This is a genomic window from Paraburkholderia sp. AV2 (genome assembly GCF_054968425.1).
Window position 1 is genome coordinate 1 of record NZ_JBANLK010000007.1, and the last position, 15,962, is coordinate 15,962.

The 15,962-nt window shown below is 66.6% G+C and carries 12 protein-coding genes; 8 read left to right on the plus strand and 4 right to left on the minus strand.

Annotation, left to right across the window (positions count from 1 at the left end; all coding sequences use genetic code 11):
* Positions 1–130 precede the first annotated feature (130 nt).
* Positions 131–1,582 carry an NADP-dependent succinate-semialdehyde dehydrogenase gene (gene gabD / locus V8683_RS07320; protein WP_411192105.1) on the minus strand — a complete coding sequence of 484 codons (1,452 nt, stop codon included), beginning with the start codon at positions 1,580–1,582 and terminating at the stop codon, positions 131–133.
* Between the two features lie 136 nt (positions 1,583–1,718).
* Positions 1,719–3,002: a 4-aminobutyrate--2-oxoglutarate transaminase gene (locus tag V8683_RS07325; RefSeq protein ID WP_411192106.1), complete on the minus strand. Its 1,284-nt coding sequence runs from the start codon at positions 3,000–3,002 to the stop codon at positions 1,719–1,721.
* Positions 3,003–3,159: 157 nt separating this feature from the next.
* On the opposite strand from V8683_RS07325, the gene pdxR reads away from it, so the two are divergent.
* The 5 genes from pdxR (at position 3,160) to V8683_RS07350 (ending at position 8,889) form a co-directional block, all read left to right on the plus strand.
* Positions 3,160–4,809 carry a MocR-like pyridoxine biosynthesis transcription factor PdxR gene (gene pdxR, locus V8683_RS07330; protein ID WP_411192107.1) on the plus strand — a complete coding sequence of 550 codons (1,650 nt, stop codon included), beginning with the start codon at positions 3,160–3,162 and terminating at the stop codon, positions 4,807–4,809.
* Between the two features lie 196 nt (positions 4,810–5,005).
* Positions 5,006–6,043 (plus strand): M14 family zinc carboxypeptidase, encoded by a 1,038-nt coding sequence (locus V8683_RS07335; protein WP_411192108.1) that lies wholly within the window; start codon positions 5,006–5,008, stop codon positions 6,041–6,043.
* Entirely contained in the window at positions 6,040–6,834 is a 795-nt protein-coding gene (locus V8683_RS07340; protein WP_411192109.1) for an alpha/beta fold hydrolase, read from the plus strand. Before V8683_RS07335 ends, V8683_RS07340 begins: the two co-directional genes overlap by 4 nt.
* A 64-nt stretch (positions 6,835–6,898) precedes the next feature.
* Positions 6,899–7,972, plus strand: a complete 1,074-nt coding sequence (selD, locus tag V8683_RS07345) for a selenide, water dikinase SelD (protein ID WP_411192110.1) — start codon at positions 6,899–6,901, stop codon at positions 7,970–7,972.
* Positions 7,969–8,889 (plus strand): cation diffusion facilitator family transporter, encoded by a 921-nt coding sequence (locus V8683_RS07350; RefSeq protein WP_411192111.1) that lies wholly within the window; start codon positions 7,969–7,971, stop codon positions 8,887–8,889. Before selD ends, V8683_RS07350 begins: the two co-directional genes overlap by 4 nt.
* A gap of 26 nt (positions 8,890–8,915) precedes the next feature.
* On the opposite strand, the gene V8683_RS07355 is transcribed toward V8683_RS07350, so the two are convergent.
* Both V8683_RS07355 and V8683_RS07360 read right to left on the minus strand, forming a co-directional pair.
* The gene (locus V8683_RS07355; protein WP_411192112.1) at positions 8,916–9,128 is read right to left on the minus strand and encodes a hypothetical protein; all 213 of its coding nucleotides are present in this window, start codon (positions 9,126–9,128) and stop codon (positions 8,916–8,918) included.
* A 158-nt stretch (positions 9,129–9,286) separates the two neighbouring features.
* The gene (locus V8683_RS07360; protein ID WP_411192113.1) at positions 9,287–10,291 is read right to left on the minus strand and encodes a LysR family transcriptional regulator; all 1,005 of its coding nucleotides are present in this window, start codon (positions 10,289–10,291) and stop codon (positions 9,287–9,289) included.
* Between the two features lie 247 nt (positions 10,292–10,538).
* Here V8683_RS07360 and V8683_RS07365 point away from each other — a divergent pair, with 247 nt between their 5' ends.
* The 3 genes from V8683_RS07365 to V8683_RS07375 all read left to right on the plus strand — a co-directional run bounded on the left by V8683_RS07365 (position 10,539) and on the right by V8683_RS07375 (position 15,954).
* Positions 10,539–11,390 carry an alpha/beta hydrolase gene (locus tag V8683_RS07365; RefSeq protein WP_411192538.1) on the plus strand — a complete coding sequence of 284 codons (852 nt, stop codon included), beginning with the start codon at positions 10,539–10,541 and terminating at the stop codon, positions 11,388–11,390.
* 32 nt (positions 11,391–11,422) lie between these two features.
* Complete coding sequence (locus tag V8683_RS07370) at positions 11,423–12,676, plus strand: efflux RND transporter periplasmic adaptor subunit (protein WP_411192114.1); 1,254 nt, start codon at positions 11,423–11,425, stop codon at positions 12,674–12,676.
* 92 nt (positions 12,677–12,768) lie between these two features.
* A complete protein-coding gene (locus tag V8683_RS07375; protein WP_411192115.1) occupies positions 12,769–15,954 on the plus strand; it encodes an efflux RND transporter permease subunit in 3,186 nt (1,061 codons plus the stop codon).
* The last annotated feature ends 8 nt before the right edge of the window (positions 15,955–15,962 follow it).

Below are 15,962 nucleotides of genomic sequence, written 5' to 3' on the forward strand. Positions count from 1 at the left end.
CCCGCTGGTTCCGGCGGGCGGCGCGCCCAAAACCCCGCGTTTGCCGCGCAAAAAACAACCCCGCGGGGGGGCAGCGAGCTATTCGGGCCACCCCGGCGTTTTTTCATGAGAGGCGGGCGCCCGTTGCGCTTTACAGACCGCCCATGCACATGTACTTCACGACGACATAGTCGTCCACGCCATAGTGCGAGCCTTCGCGGCCGAGGCCCGATTGCTTCACGCCGCCGAACGGCGCGACTTCGTTCGAGATCAGGCCGGTGTTGATACCCACCATGCCGTATTCGAGCGCCTCGGCCACACGCCATACGCGGCCGATGTCGCGGCTATAGAAGTACGCGGCGAGACCGAACTCGGTATCATTCGCCATCCTGATGACTTCCTCGTCCGACGAGAAGCGGAACAGCGGGGCGAGCGGGCCGAACGTTTCGTCGCGCGCGACCTTCATGGCAGGCGTCACGCCCGTGAGAACGGTCGGCTCGAAGAAGCCGTGGCCGAGCGCGTGGCGCTTGCCGCCCGTCGCGATCTGGGCGCCTTTCGCGAGCGCGTCTTCGATGTGCGATTCCACCTTCAGCACGGCCGCTTCGTTGATGAGCGGGCCTTGCGTCACGCCCGGCTCGGTGCCGAGGCCGACCTTCAATTGCTCGACGGCGTCGCGCAGCTTCGCGGCGAACGCGTCGTACACCTTGTCGTGCACGTAGAAGCGGTTCGTGCAGACGCAGGTCTGGCCGCTGTTACGGTACTTCGAGGCGATGGCGCCCGCGACGGCCGCGTCGAGATCGGCATCTTCGAACACGATGAACGGCGCGTTGCCGCCCAGTTCGAGCGAAACCTTCTTGACGGTCGGCGCGCACTGGCCCATCAGCAGGCGGCCAACGGGCGTCGAGCCCGTGAACGAGAGCTTGCGCACGGTGGCATTGCTGGTCATTTCGCCGCCGATGGCCTTCGGGTCGCCGGTCACGACGCTGAACACGCCGGCGGGCACGCCCGCGCGCTGCGCGAGCACGGCCATCGCCAGTGCCGAGAACGGCGTCGCTTCGGCCGGCTTCACGACGATCGGGCAGCCCGCTGCGAGCGCCGGGCCTACCTTGCGCGTGATCATCGCGGCCGGGAAGTTCCATGGCGTGATCGCGGCGCAGACGCCCACCGGCTCCTTCGTGACGACGATGCGGCGGTCGCTCGCGACTGTCGGAATCGTGTCGCCATAGATGCGCTTGCCTTCTTCGGCGAACCATTCGAGGAAGGAGGCGGCGTAGCCGATTTCGCCCTTCGCTTCCGCGAGCGGCTTGCCCTGTTCGGTGGTGAGGATCAGCGCGAGGTCGTCCGCGTGTTCGAGCATCAGATCGTGCCACTTGCGCAGGATCGTGGCGCGCTCCTTCGCGGTCTTCGCGCGCCAGGCGGGCCAGGCGGCGTTGGCGGCCGCGATGGCGCGGCGCGTTTCGGCTGCGCCCATCTTCGGCACCGTGCCGATCAGCGCGCCGGTGGCGGGATTCGTCACGTCGAATGTGGCGCCGTCTTCGGCCCCTTGCCATTCGCCGGCGAGGAAGGCCTTGTTTTGCAGCAGCGATGCGTCTTTCAGGTTCATGGTTGAACTCCCGACAGCTTGCGATTTATTTGATCAGCCATGCGAACGATGTGCGTGTGGCCAAAACGGTGGACGGCACAGCGGCGCGCGCCGGTGTACCGTCCGTTTCCTTCAGCGAGGTTTCCGTTCGACGTGCTCAGGCGGCGACGCCCACGGCTTCCTTGACCGACTCTTCGAGGATCGCGAGCGCTTCGTCGAAGACGTTGTCCTGGATCGTCAGCGGGAACAGGAAGCGCACGACGTTCGAGTACACGCCGCACACGAGCAGCAGCAGGCCGCGTTCGAGCGCCGCCGTCTGCACGCGCTTCGTGAAGTCGGCGTCCGGCTCGTTCGAACCCGGCTTGCAGAACTCGACGGCGTTCATCGCGCCCGGGCCGCGCACGTCGGCGATCTGCGGCACTTCCCCCTTCATCGCGTCGAGCCTGGCCTTGAGCTTGTCGCCCAGCTTCGTGGCGCGCTCGCAGAGCTTTTCTTCGTCGATGATGTCGAGCACCGCGTGCGCCGACGCGACGGCCAGCGGGTTGCCCGCGTACGTGCCGCCGAGGCCGCCCGGCGCCGCCGCGTCCATGACTTCGGCGCGGCCGACCACGCCCGACAGCGGCATGCCGCCGGCCAGGCTCTTGGCGATCGTCATGAGGTCCGGCGTGACGTCGTAGTGCTCCATCGCGAACAGCTTGCCGGTGCGCGCAAAGCCCGTCTGCACTTCGTCGGCGATCAGCAGGATGCCGTGCGTGTCGCAGATCTGGCGCAGGCCGCGCACGAAGTCGGCGGGTGCCTGGTAGAAACCGCCTTCGCCCTGGACCGGTTCGAAGATGATCGCGGCAACGCGCTTCGGATCGATGTCGGCCTTGAACAGCGTTTCAATGGCCTTCAGCGAGTCGGCGGTCGTGATGCCGTGGACCGAGTTGGGGTACGGAGCGTGATAGACGTCCGCCGGGAACGGCCCGAAGTTCAGCTTGTACGGCGCGACCTTGCCCGTAAGCGCCATGCCCATCATCGTGCGGCCGTGGAAGCCGCCGGCGAAGGCGATCACGCCCGGACGGCCGGTCGAGGCGCGCGCGATCTTGACGGCGTTTTCGACGGCTTCGGCGCCGGTCGTGAAGAAAGCGGCCTTCTTGGCGAAGTTGCCCGGCGCGCGCTTCGCGACCTTCTCGGCCAGCGAGACGTACGACTCGTACGGCACGATCTGGTAGGCGGTGTGCGTGAAGCGGTCGAGCTGTTCCTTGATCGCGGCAACGATCTTCGGATGACGGTGGCCCGTGTTGCACACGGCGATGCCGGCCGCGAAGTCGATGAAGCGGCGGCCTTCCACGTCCCACAGTTCGGCGTTTTCGGCGCGCGCGGCGTAGAAGTTGCACATCACGCCCACGCCGCGCGGGGTGGCGGCGTCCTTGCGGCTTACCAGTTCAGCGTTTTTCACGATTCATCTCCTTCGCAGACGATTTCTGGGTATCGGTGGTGGGTATGCAGGCCGCCGTGAGGCGGGAAGCGGGCAACAGGCGGCCGATGAAGCGACTATACTCACATTTGGCTCCAAGTTTCAGAGCCATTCAATGAAATTCTTGGGAGCCAATTCGATGCGAGCGAGTGTCCTCTCCGACTGGCTGGCCCAACGGCTCGACCATGGAAGCACTCAGCCGGTGTACCGGCAGCTCCACCGGCTGCTGCAGCAGGCCATCCTTTCGCGCGAACTGCCGGCCGGGGCGCGCGTACCCTCGTCGCGGCTGCTGGCGGCGGAGCTGGGCATCGCGCGCAATACCGTTACCCAGGTCTACGAGCAGCTCGCCCTGGAAGGCTACGTGATCTCGACGACCGGGCGCGGGACCTATGTGGCCGACACGTCGCCGGACGAGATCGTCGGGGCGAATGAACCGGGTTCCGTAGGGTTGGATCGAATAAAGGGCGCGAGTGCGATGACGGGCGGCTTGCCCGGTTTCATCCAGGCTGCGCCGGGTGTCGTTTCGCCGGCTGCCGCGCGAACGGCGGCGCCTTCCACCGGCCTTGCCGCGTCCTTCGCCGGGCCCGCTACGCAGGGCGTCACGCGTGCGTCGCGCGAAGCGGCCCGGGCGCTGTCCGCGCGCGGCGCGCGGCTGATCGCGGACGCGGGCGTCTCGAAGCGCCAGGGCGGCGCGTTCATGCCGGGCGTGCCCGACGTCTCGCGCTTCCCGTCGCGCGTCTGGACCCGCCTGCACAACAAGTACTGGCGCAGCCTGCGTCCCGATCTGCTCACCTATGCGCCGGGCGGCGGGCTCGCGCTGCTGCGCCATGTCCTGGCCGACTATCTGCGCACGGCGCGCTCGGTGCGCTGTGCGCCGGAGCAGATCATCATCACGACCGGCATTCACCAGTCGGTCGACCTGGCCGTGCGCCTGCTGACCGATTCCGGCGACGTGATCTGGACCGAGGACCCTTGCTACTGGGGCCTGCGCAGCGTGTTGCAGGTGTCGGGGCTGAACCCGCGCCCGATCGCCGTGGACGGCGAAGGCATCAACCCGTCGGCCGGGGACTTCGCCGTGCCGCCGAAGCTGATACTCGTGACGCCCTCGCATCAGTACCCGCTCGGCATGGTGATGAGCCTCGCGCGCCGCCGCATGTTGCTGGAGTACGCGCGCCAGCACCAGTGCTGGATCATCGAGGACGACTACGACAGCGAGTTTCGCTACGGCAGCCGCCCGCTCGCGTCGCTGCAGGGCCTCGACACGGCGGGGCAGGTGATCTACGTGGGGAGCTTCGGCAAGACGCTGTTTCCGGGCTTGCGCGTGGGGTATCTGGTCGCGCCGGAGGGGCTCGCGGAAAGCTTCGCGACCGCGAGCGCGGAGCTTTACCGCGAGGGCCAGTTGCTGCAGCAGGCGGTGCTGGCTGAGTTCATCGCGGAAGGGCACTTCACGTCGCATATCCGCAAGATGCGCGGGCTTTATGGGCAGCGCCGCCAGGCGCTGCTGGACGCCGCCACGAGCCGCTATGGCGACGCGCTGCCCGCGATGGGCGGCGACGCCGGCCTGCACGTGGTCATGCAATTGCCCGAGGGCTGCGACGACCGCGCCGTGGCGGAGGCGGCGCTCGCGCGCAACATTGTCGTGCGGCCTTTGTCGGGCTATTACGCGGAGCGCGCGCGTGCCGCGTCGGGTCTGCTGATCGGCTATGCGTGCGTGCCTGACGAGGAGATCGCCCCGGCGTTCGACACGCTCGGCGAAGCGATCGACGCGACGCTGCCGCTGTTCGCCTGAGCTTTGCCTGAGGTCTGCCCACGCGGCGCATCGCCGAAGCCTGTAGTCATGCGAAGGAATTCCGGCATGTGACAGGCGCGTGACGCCGCGGATCTGTCATGCGCAATGCGTCCCCAAGGCGCTATATTGTGGGCGGCGTACGTGCCGCCGCTGTTCCTTTCGACAACCCTTCCATCATTGCCCACCGAGTGCATCGATGCGCCAGGCCCTGAGCTTTCTGCCCGACAGCTTTGCCGAGTACGAGGATCTCAAGGCGATCCTCGATGCGGGCAGCCGCTGGCTCTCGATACGCAGCGCGGGCGAGGTGGAAGTGCACGGCCGCTCGTTCGAGCTCTACGCCGCGAGCATCGGATCGAAGGATCCTTGCGCGCCCGCCATCGGCTTTTTCGGCGGCATACATGGGCTGGAGCGGATCGGCTCGCAACTCGTGCTCGACTACATGCGGGCGCTCGTGGGACGGCTGGCCTGGGACGAGTTGCTCATGCAGCAGCTCGAATCGATACGGCTCGTGATGGTGCCCATCCTGAATCCGGGCGGCATGTGGCTCGCCACGCGCGCGAACCCGAACGGCGTGGACCTGATGCGCAACGCGCCGCAGGACGCCGACGAGCGCGTCCCGTTCCTCGCGGGCGGCCAGCGCGTGGGCTCGTGGCTGCCGTGGTATCGGGGCAAGCGCGGCGCACCGATGGAAGTGGAGGCGGCGGCGCTCCTGAAGATCGTGGACGAAGAGCTGGCGTCGCGCACGCTCAGCTTCGCGCTCGATTGCCATTCGGGCTATGGCTGGAGCGACAGCATCTGGTTCCCGTACGCGCGCACGCGCAAGCTCATGCGCCATCTGCCCGAGATGTACCTGCTCAAGACGATGTTCGAGCGCGCGCATCCGCATCACGGCTATGCCTTCGAACCGCAGAGCCACCAGTATCTGCTGCATGGCGATCTCTGGGACTGTGCCTACGATCGCGCACCCGCGGAGAACGTATTTCTGCCGCTCACGCTCGAACTCGGCTCGTGGCTGTGGATCAAGAAGAACCCGCGCCAGATTTTCTCGCGCCAGGGCATGTTCAATCCCGTCATGCAGCATCGCACCGCGCGCGTGCTGCGGCGCCATGCGAATCTGTTCGAATTCCTTACGCGCGCCGCGTATTCCGCGCGGTGCTGGCTGCCCGAAGGCGCGCAGCGCCAACAACTGCTGCAAAGCGCGATCGGGCATTGGTACCGGCAGCCGGGCGCATGAGCGCGGGCCCCTGGATCCTGCTGCGCGGTCTCACGCGCGAGTCGCGCCACTGGGGCGCGTTTGTGCCGATGCTCGAAGCGGCCACGGGCGGCGTGCTGCCCATCGACCTGCCGGGCAATGGCACAGCAGCGCAGGTACGCTCGCCCGCCCGGGTGGAGGCATTCGTCGACGCGGTGCGTGCCGAGATCGAGCGGCACGGCGTGCGCGCGCCGTACCGCGTGCTGGCAATGTCGCTGGGCGGCATGGTGGCGACGGCCTGGGCGCTGCGTTATCCGGGCGAAATCGAACGGCTCGTGCTCGTGAACACGAGCATGCGGCCATACAGCCGCTTCTACGAGCGCCTGCGGCCGGCTGCCTGGCCGTCGCTCGTGCGCGTGGCGCTAGACTGGCGCGATGCCGAGGGGCCGGCCGAGGCCCTGATCCATGCGCGCACCTGCGAACGTCGCGATACGCATGCTGCCGATCTCGGCGCATGGCGCGCGATCCGCGCGGGCACACCGGTTAGCCGGGCGAACGCGCTGCGCCAGTTATGGGCCGCCGCGCGCTATGCGGCGCGAGGCGTGCCGCATGGCGCAGTACTCGTGGTGTCGGCACGCGGCGATCGTCTCGTGAACCCCGTGTGCTCGGCACGGCTCGCACGCGCGTGGAACGCGCAGCACGTGGCGCATCCGTGGGCAGGACACGATCTGCCGCACGACGATCCGCAATGGCTCGTGGCTGCGCTGCTCGCGCTGGAGGAGAAAGGGTTGCCGGGCACCGCGGTGGGCGCATCGCGACCCGTTGGCTCATAATAGGGCGCGTGATTCCGCTTTACTCAATTGCCTTATCCCGCCTTATCGCGAACGACTTCCGCCTATGAACGCAAGCACTTCCCAAACCGGCGCGGCGCCGCGCCTCACGAGCCTCTCGCATGGCGGCGGCTGCGGCTGCAAGATTGCGCCGGGCGTGCTCTCCGCGCTGCTCGCGCGCAGCACGCCGCTTACGGCCGCTTTCCCGAACCTGCTGGTGGGCACCGAGACGGCGGACGACGCCGCCGTCTACAAGCTCAACGACGAGCAGGCCATCGTCGCGACCACCGACTTCTTCATGCCGATCGTCGACGATCCCTACGACTTCGGCCGCATCGCCGCCACGAATGCCCTTTCGGACGTCTATGCAATGGGCGGCAAGCCGATCCTCGCGCTCGCGCTCGTGGGCATGCCGATCAACGTGCTGCCGCATGACGTGATCGCCCAGGTGCTACGCGGCGGCGAGGACGTTTGCGCTGCCGCGGGCATTCCGGTCGCGGGCGGTCATTCGATCGACTCGGTCGAGCCCATCTACGGCCTCGCGGCGCTTGGCGTCGTGCATCCGGATCGTGTGAAGCGCAACGCGTCGGCGCGTGCGGGCGACCGGCTCGTGCTCGGCAAGCCGCTAGGCGTGGGTGTGCTCTCCGCGGCGCTCAAGAAGGACCGGCTCGACGCTGCGGGCTATCAGGCCATGGTCGCCGCCGCGACGAAGCTCAACACGCCGGGCGCGAAGCTCGCCGCGCTCGACGGCGTTCATGCGATGACCGACGTGACCGGCTTCGGCCTGCTCGGCCATACGCTGGAGATCGCGCGCGGCGCCAGACTGACCGCGCGCGTGCGCTATGCCGACCTGCCGTTCCTGCCCGGCGTCGAGGCGCTTGCTGCCGACGGCGTGTTCACGGGCGCTTCGGGCCGCAACTGGGCGTCGTACGGCGAGAGCGTGACGCTGGGCGCGAGCCTGCCGCTCGTTGCGCAGGCGCTGTTGACCGACCCGCAAACCTCGGGTGGCCTGTTGATTTCGTGCGCGCCCGACTGCGTGAACGAGGTGCTCGCGATCATGCACGCGGACGGCTTTGCCGAGGCACGCGTGATTGGCGAAATGAGCGTGGAACCGGGCCCGGCCCGCGTCGAGATCGTATGAGTGCGGAGTCGCCGAAGGCGATTTTCTATGCGCTCGCGGCGAACGCCGGTATCGCGGTTTTCAAGTACGTGGCGGCGGCGTTTACCGGCTCCGGTTCGATGTTCGCGGAGGCGATCCACTCCACCGCCGACTGCGGCAACCAGTTGCTGCTGCTCTTCGGCCTGCGGCAGTCGCGCAAGCCGCCTTCGCCGCTCCACCCGATGGGCTCGGGTCGTGCGATCAACTTCTATTCGCTGCTCGTTGCGCTGCTGCTGTTTTTCGTGGGCGGCGCGTTTTCCGTGTACGAGGGCATCCATCGCCTGATCGTACGTGAGCCGTTGCAATACGTATTTGTGGCGCTCGCCGTGCTCGGCGTTTCCGTGATCCTGGAGGCGCTTTCGCTCTACGGCGCGCTGCGCGAGATCCGGACGGGAACCCCCACGAAATCGCTATGGCGCTGGGCGCGCGAGACGCGCGAATCCGACCTGCTCGTCGTGGCGGGAGAGGACATTGCCGCGCTCGCGGGCCTCGCCATCGCCTTCGCTGCGGTGCTGCTCACCGTCATTACGGGCAACCCGGTGTGGGACGCATGCGGATCGATCGGCGTGGGCGTGCTGCTCATGCTCATCGCGTGGTTCATCGCGCGCGAGGTGAAGTCGATGATCGTCGGCGAATCGGCGAGCCCCGAAAGACGACGCGAGATCGAAGCGTTTCTGCGCGGCCGGCCCGAGATACGCAGCATCATCAACCTGATTACCCTGCAATGGGGTAAGGACGTCGTCGTGGCCGTGCAGGCCGAGATGATCGACTACGCGCAAAGCCGCGCGATGGTCGAAGCGATCAACGTGATCGAGGCGGATCTGCAGGCGCGCTTTCCCGAAGTGCGCTGGGTGTTCTTCGAGCCGGACTTCGAGGACCGCTACGACCGGCGGACCTGAGACTGCCGTGCGTCGGTCGTTGGACTTCAGTGCCGGAACGGCGTCCAGACAGCCGTCGTCGTATCCCAGTAGTCGAGTTCCGAAGACGGCGCGGTCTTCGCGACCACATGCCTGTTCGCTTCGTTATCCTGAGTAATGCCCGCCGTACGCCAGCTTTCCGCCGTGCCTATGCCCTCGGCGAAGGCAGGCGCGCTCGCGGCCAGCGCGAGCACCGAGGCGGTTGCGAGAGTGCGTTTCATGATCTGCTCCTGTAGCGAGGGCCGCGAGCCGGTTGGAAGACAACCGGCCCGCGGCGACAGGAGCTAATGTAATTAAGCGCGTCGCGGCGATAAACGGCGCAAACGCGAAATGAATTGTCGAAAATCCGGAACAATCATCGCGCGCCTTTTTGCGTGCATTAGGCGACCCACTCTGAAACCACCGGCGTTTCATGACTCGGCGCCGATTCGCGGTCCTCGGGCGTGCGCATGGTGCAGGTCTTGTCGAGCGACGCGCGGCCGGAGAGGAGCGGGCAGCGGTCGAACACCTCGGCAATCCAGTCCACGAATACGCGCACTTTCGGTGACAGATGGCGGCTGTGCGGGTAGACGGCCGAGATGGGCATGGGCAGCGGCTTGAAGCCGGGCAGCACCTCCACGAGCTCGCCCGACTTCAGATACGGCAGCACCTGGTAGCGCGCGGGCTGGATCAGGCCGAAGCCTTCGACGCCGCAGGTGACGTACGCATCCGCGTCGTTGACCGACACCATGCTCTTGAGCTTGACCTCCACTTCCTTGCCCTCGACGAGGAACGCCCAGTCGATCACGCGCCCGGTGCGGCTCGAGAAGTAGTTCACCGCGCGGTGGCCTTCCAGGTCTTCGAGCGTGTGCGGAATGCCGTGCCGTTCGAGGTAGTCGGGCGACGCGCACGAGACGCCCTCGAAGAGGCCGATGCGCCGCGCCACGAGCGAGGAATCCTGCAACGCGCCCACGCGCACCACGCAGTCCACGCCTTCCTGCAGCAGATCGACGGGGCGGTCGGAAAGCCCCAGTTGCAGATCGATATCCGGGTAGCGCGTGTGGAATTCGCACAGCGCCGGGATTACGATCAGGCGCCCGATCGAGCCGGGCATGTCGATGCGCAGTTTGCCGTGCGGCTTGCGGTTGCCGTTCTGGAACGTTTGTTCGGTCTCCTCCACGTCGGCGATGATGCGCACGCAGCGTTCGTAATACGCGGCGCCGTCCGGCGTGAGCGAGAGGCGGCGCGTGGTGCGATGCATGAGCCGCACACCGAGAAACGCTTCGAGATTCTGGATGATCGTCGTGACCGAGGCGCGCGGCATGTTGAGCGTTTCGGCTGCGCGCGTGAAGCTGTTGGTGTCGACGACACGGGTGAACACCTGCATGGCCTGAAGGCGGTCCATTGCCACTCTCCGAAAGAGTTCGGCTGCACCGCGCGCTACGGGCAAAACCGCACCGCGCGCAAAAAGAAGAGACAGATTGTTCAGGTGCGCCGAATTGTGTTGCCGGATTATAGGCATTTATTTGAAAGTCTGCCGAACCCACAATTCGCACCATTCGAATCACTATCGCGCTTTGCGCCATTTCGACATGGATGCTTTCAAGCCTGCGCCGACACTGGGGGTCGCGTCCGACGACACGGCCGACAGCGTGCACGGCAGTGTGCCGTCGGCGTTTGCCACGCCGGCTTCGGCTGCCACGGCCAACGGCACGCGTGCGCTCCTCGCGACGGACGTGACGATCGAAGGCTACGCGCAGCAGATCGGCCTGCGTCTGTACCGTCCCGAGGGCGCACAGGGCCTGCCGGTCCTGCTCTATTTTCACGGCGGCGGCTTTGTGCGCGGCACGCTCGACGATGCCGACGAAGCCGCGCGCTACCTGGCTGTGCAATTGCCCGCGCTGGTGGTTTCGGTGGACTACTCGCTTGCGCCGCAGTTTCCGTTTCCCGCCGCGCCGGAAGATGCCCATCGCGCCGCGCTGTGGATCGTCACGCGCGCCCGGGCGTTTGGCGGCAACGCGAAGCGCGTGATCACGGCGGGGCACGACGCGGGTGGTCAGATCGCGAACGTGCTCGCGTTTATCGGGCGCGATCGCGGCGACGTGCGGTTCGTCGCACAGGCGTTGTTCGCGCCGATGCTCGACCCGAGCCTCACGCGGCTCGGCGACGAGCGGCGTCTTGGCTCGGACATCACGGCGGGCGAATGCGCCGCGTGTTATCGGGCCTATCTGCCCGAGGCCTCGCAGCGCATGCATCCGTACGCGGCGCCGCTCGAATCGTCGCGGCTCGCGGGGCTGCCGCCCACGCTCATCGTCACGGCGCAGAACGACGTGCTGCACATCGAGGCGGAAAAGTACGCGAGCCGGTTGATCGACGCGGGCGTGCGCACCCAGGTGGTGCGCTATCCCAGCGTCTCGCACGCGCAGATCGCGGCGTATCCCGCCGCGCTCGGCGAAGCGGTGCGTTTCTTCAAGTGCTGCTTTGAAGCCGGTGCACAACGATAACGAACATGGATTCACTCAATTTGGAGCTCGACATGTCACTGAAATCGCATTCCCGTACGCGTATCGCGATGGCGGCGCTAGCCGTCGTCGCGGTCGCGGGGCTCGGCACCCTCGTCGCCATGCGGCTCGACGTGCATTCCGCCGTCGCGGCCGAAGCGTCGCCCGCACCCGAGGTGGACGTTGCCGCCGTGGTCCAGCGCAATGTCACCGACTGGCAGGTCTACTCCGGGCGTCTCGCCGCCGTGGAGAAGGTCGATGTCCGCCCGCAGGTATCGGGTACGATCGTTTCCGTCGACTTTCGTGACGGCGCGCTCGTCAGGAAGGGCGACACGCTCTTCGTGATCGATCCGCGTCCGTATCAGGCCGCCGTCGATCAGGCCGCCGCGCAACTGGCCGCGGCCCAGGCGCGCAGCGGTTACGCACAGAGCGACTGGGAGCGCGCGCAGCGGCTCATTGGCGACAATGCGATCGCCAAACGCGACTACGACCAGAAGCAGAACGACGCGCGCGAGGCGAGCGCGAACGTGAAGGCCGCGCAGGCAGCGCTCGAGGCCGCACAGATCAACCTGGGCTACACGCGCGTCGTGGCGCCGGTGGCGGGGCGCGTGTCGCGGGCGGAAATTACCGTGGGCAACGTGGTGTCGGCCGGCGCGGACGCGCCGCCGCTCACGACGCTGGTGTCGGTCTCGCCAATCTACGCCGAATTCGACGCCGACGAGCAGACCTATCTCGACTACATCAGCCACATGAAGGATGGTTCGAAGGTGCCGGTGGATCTGGGCCTCGCGAACGAAAGCGGCTATTCGCGCCAGGGCACGATCGAGTCGGTGGACAACCGCCTCGACACGTCTTCGGGCACGATCCGCGTGCGTGCGCGCTTCGACAATGCCGATGGTGCGCTCGTGCCGGGCCTCTACGCGCGGGTGAAGGTGAGCGGGAGCGCACCGCACCCGGCGCTGCTCGTGGACGACGCCGCAATCGGCACCGACCAGGACAAGAAGTTCGTCTATGTGCTGGACCGCGACAATCACGTGACGTACCGCCCGGTGCAGCTCGGCGGCCTGCAAGGCAATCTGCGCGAAATCGCGGGCGGCTTGCAGCAGGGCGAGCGCGTGGTGGTGAACGGCACGCAGCGCGTGCGTCCGGGCGAAGTGGTGAGCGCGCACATGGTGCCGATGAACGGCGACGCCAATGGCGATGCGCTGGCTGCCGCGCCGCAGGGCGCGTCCGCGGCGGGCGAGACCCTGCAGTCGCAGGCCGGCACGAAGCACGACAAGACCTCCTGACGCCGGGCGGCGGGGGGGCGCGCTTGCCGGCGCAGCCCGCCCGTCCCCGCATGCCATTTAGTGCTACTAAGCGTCAATTCGAAGAGCGACCCATGAACATATCGAAATTTTTCATCGACCGGCCGATCTTCGCGGGCGTACTGTCCGTGCTGATCCTGCTGGCCGGGGTGATCGCCCTGTTCCAGCTACCGATTTCCGAGTATCCCGAGGTCGTGCCGCCTTCGGTGGTGGTGCATGCGCAGTATCCGGGCGCGAACCCGAAGGTGATCGCCGAAACCGTGGCGGCGCCGCTCGAAGAGCAGATCAACGGCGTCGAGGACATGCTCTACATGCAGTCGCAGGCGAACAGCGACGGCAACCTCACGCTCACGGTCACGTTCCGTCTCGGCACCGATCCGGACAAGGCCACGCAGCTCGTGCAGAACCGCGTGAACCAGGCGCTGCCGCGCTTGCCGGAGGATGTCCAGCGTCTTGGCATCACGACGATCAAGAGCTCGCCCACGCTCACGATGGTCGTGCACCTGATCTCGCCGAACAACCAGTACGACATGACCTACCTGCGCAACTACGCGCTCCTCAACGTGAAGGATCGTCTCGCGAATATCCGGGGCGTGGGCGAGGTGCAGTTGTGGGGCTCGGGCGACTACGCCATGCGCATCTGGCTCGATCCGCAGAAGGTGGCGCAGCGCAATCTCACCGCGCAGGATGTGGTCAACGCCATTCGCGAGCAGAACGTGCAGGTGGCGGCCGGCGTGATCGGCGCCTCGCCTAGCGTGCCGGGCACGCCGCTGCAGTTGAACGTCAACGCTCAGGGCCGTCTGCGCACCGAAGGCGAGTTCGGCAACATCATCGTCAAGACGAATCCGGATGGCGGCGTCACGTATCTGCGCGACATCGCGCGCATCGAACTCGCGGCCTCCGAATACGGGCTGCGCTCGCTGCTCGACAACAAGCCCGCCGTGGCGCTCGCGATCAACCAGGCGCCGGGTGCGAACTCGCTCGCGATCTCGGACCAGGTGCGCGCGGCCATGAAGGAGCTCAAGGAGGACATGCCGGCGGGCGTGGACTACCGCATCGTCTACGACCCCACGCAGTTCGTGCGCGCGAGTATCGAGGCGGTCGTGCACACGCTGCTCGAAGCGATCGCGCTCGTGGTGATCGTCGTGATCGTGTTTCTGCAGACCTGGCGCGCGTCGATCATTCCGCTCGTCGCCGTACCGGTGTCGATCGTCGGAACGTTTTCGCTGCTGCTGGCGTTCGGCTTCTCGATCAACGCGCTCTCGCTGTTCGGCATGGTGCTCGCCATCGGGATCGTGGTGGACGATGCGATCGTCGTGGTGGAGAACGTCGAGCGCAACATAGAGCGCGGGCTATCGGCGCGCGACGCCACCTACAAGGCCATGCAGGAGGTGAGCGGCCCGATCATCGCCATCGCGCTCACGCTCGTCGCCGTGTTCGTGCCGCTCGCGTTCATGAGCGGTCTCACCGGTCAGTTCTACAAGCAGTTCGCGATGACCATCGCCATTTCCACGGTGATTTCGGCGTTCAACTCGCTCACGCTCTCGCCCGCGCTTTCCGCGCTGCTGCTGCGCGGCCACGGTGCGAAGGAGGACTGGCTTACGCGCGGGATGAATCGTGTGCTGGGCGGCTTCTTCCGGCGCTTCAACAAGGTGTTCCATCGTGGCTCGGAGGAATACGGGCGCGGCGTGAACGGCGTGCTGCGCCACAAGGGCGCGATGCTGATGGTCTACGTCGTGCTGATCGGTGCGACCGTGCTGATGGCGCGCGTCGTGCCGGGGGGCTTCGTGCCCGCGCAGGACAAGGAGTATCTGATCGCGTTCGCGCAATTGCCGAACGGCGCGTCGCTCGATCGCACCGAAAACGTGATTCGCGACATGAGCGCCATCGCGCTCAAGCAGCCGGGTGTCGAAAGTGCCGTCGCGTTCCCGGGGCTCTCGGTGAACGGCTTCACGAACAGTTCGAGCGCGGGCATCGTGTTCGTCACGCTCAAGCCGTTCAAGGAGCGCCATGGCGAGGCACTGTCGGCGGGGGCGATCGCGGGCGCGCTGAACCAGCAGTACGCGCAGATCAAGGACTCCTTCATAGCGGTATTCCCGCCGCCGCCGGTGCTTGGTCTCGGCACGCTGGGCGGCTTCAAGATGCAGTTGGAGGACCACGGCGCCGTGGGCTACGAAGCGCTCAACCGCGCGACGCAGGACTTCATCAAGCGCGCCGCGACGACGCCGGAGCTTGGCCCGACGTTTTCGAGCTACCAGATCAACGTGCCGCAGCTCAACGTCGATCTGGACCGCACAAAGGCGAAGCAACTGGGTGTTTCGGTAACGGACGTGTTCGACACGATGCAGATCTATCTGGGCTCGCTCTACGTGAACGACTTCAACCGCTTCGGCCGCGTGTACCAGGTGCGCGTGCAGGCGGACGCGCCGTTCCGCCAGAACGCCGACGACATTCTGCAACTGAAGACGCGCAATGCCGCGGGCGAGATGGTGCCGCTCTCGTCGCTTGTGACGGTGACGCCTACGTACGGCCCCGAAATGGTGGTGCGCTACAACGGCTACACCGCCGCCGACGTCAACGGCGGCCCGGCGCCCGGCTACTCGTCGGGCCAGGCGCAGGCGGCGGCGGAACGCATCGCGGCCGAAGTGCTGCCGCGCGGCGTGAAGTTCGAATGGACCGACCTGACGTACCAGCAGATTCTCGCGGGCAACTCGGGCATCTGGGTGTTTCCGATCAGCGTGCTGCTCGTGTTTCTCGTGCTGGCCGCGCTCTACGAGAGCCTCACGCTGCCGCTCGCGGTGATCCTGATCGTGCCGATGAGCGTGCTGTGCGCGCTGACCGGTGTGTGGCTCACCCAGGGCGACAACAACATCTTCACGCAGATCGGTCTGATGGTGCTGGTGGGTCTCGCTTCGAAGAACGCCATCCTGATCGTGGAGTTCGCGCGCGAACTGGAGCACGACGGCCACTCGCCGCTCTCGGCCGCCATCGAGGCGAGCCGCCTGCGTCTGCGGCCGATCCTGATGACGTCGATCGCGTTCATCATGGGCGTCGTGCCGCTCGTGCTTTCGACAGGCGCGGGCTCGGAAATGCGGCATGCAATGGGTATCGCGGTGTTCTTCGGGATGCTCGGCGTGACCGCATTCGGCTTGCTGCTTACGCCGGTGTTTTATGTCGTACTGCGTACGATTGCGGGCGGCAAGATTCATGTCGCGCAGAAGGACAGCGCGCGCGCGGCGCTGCCGACCGTCGACGCTTGAGGGAGAAA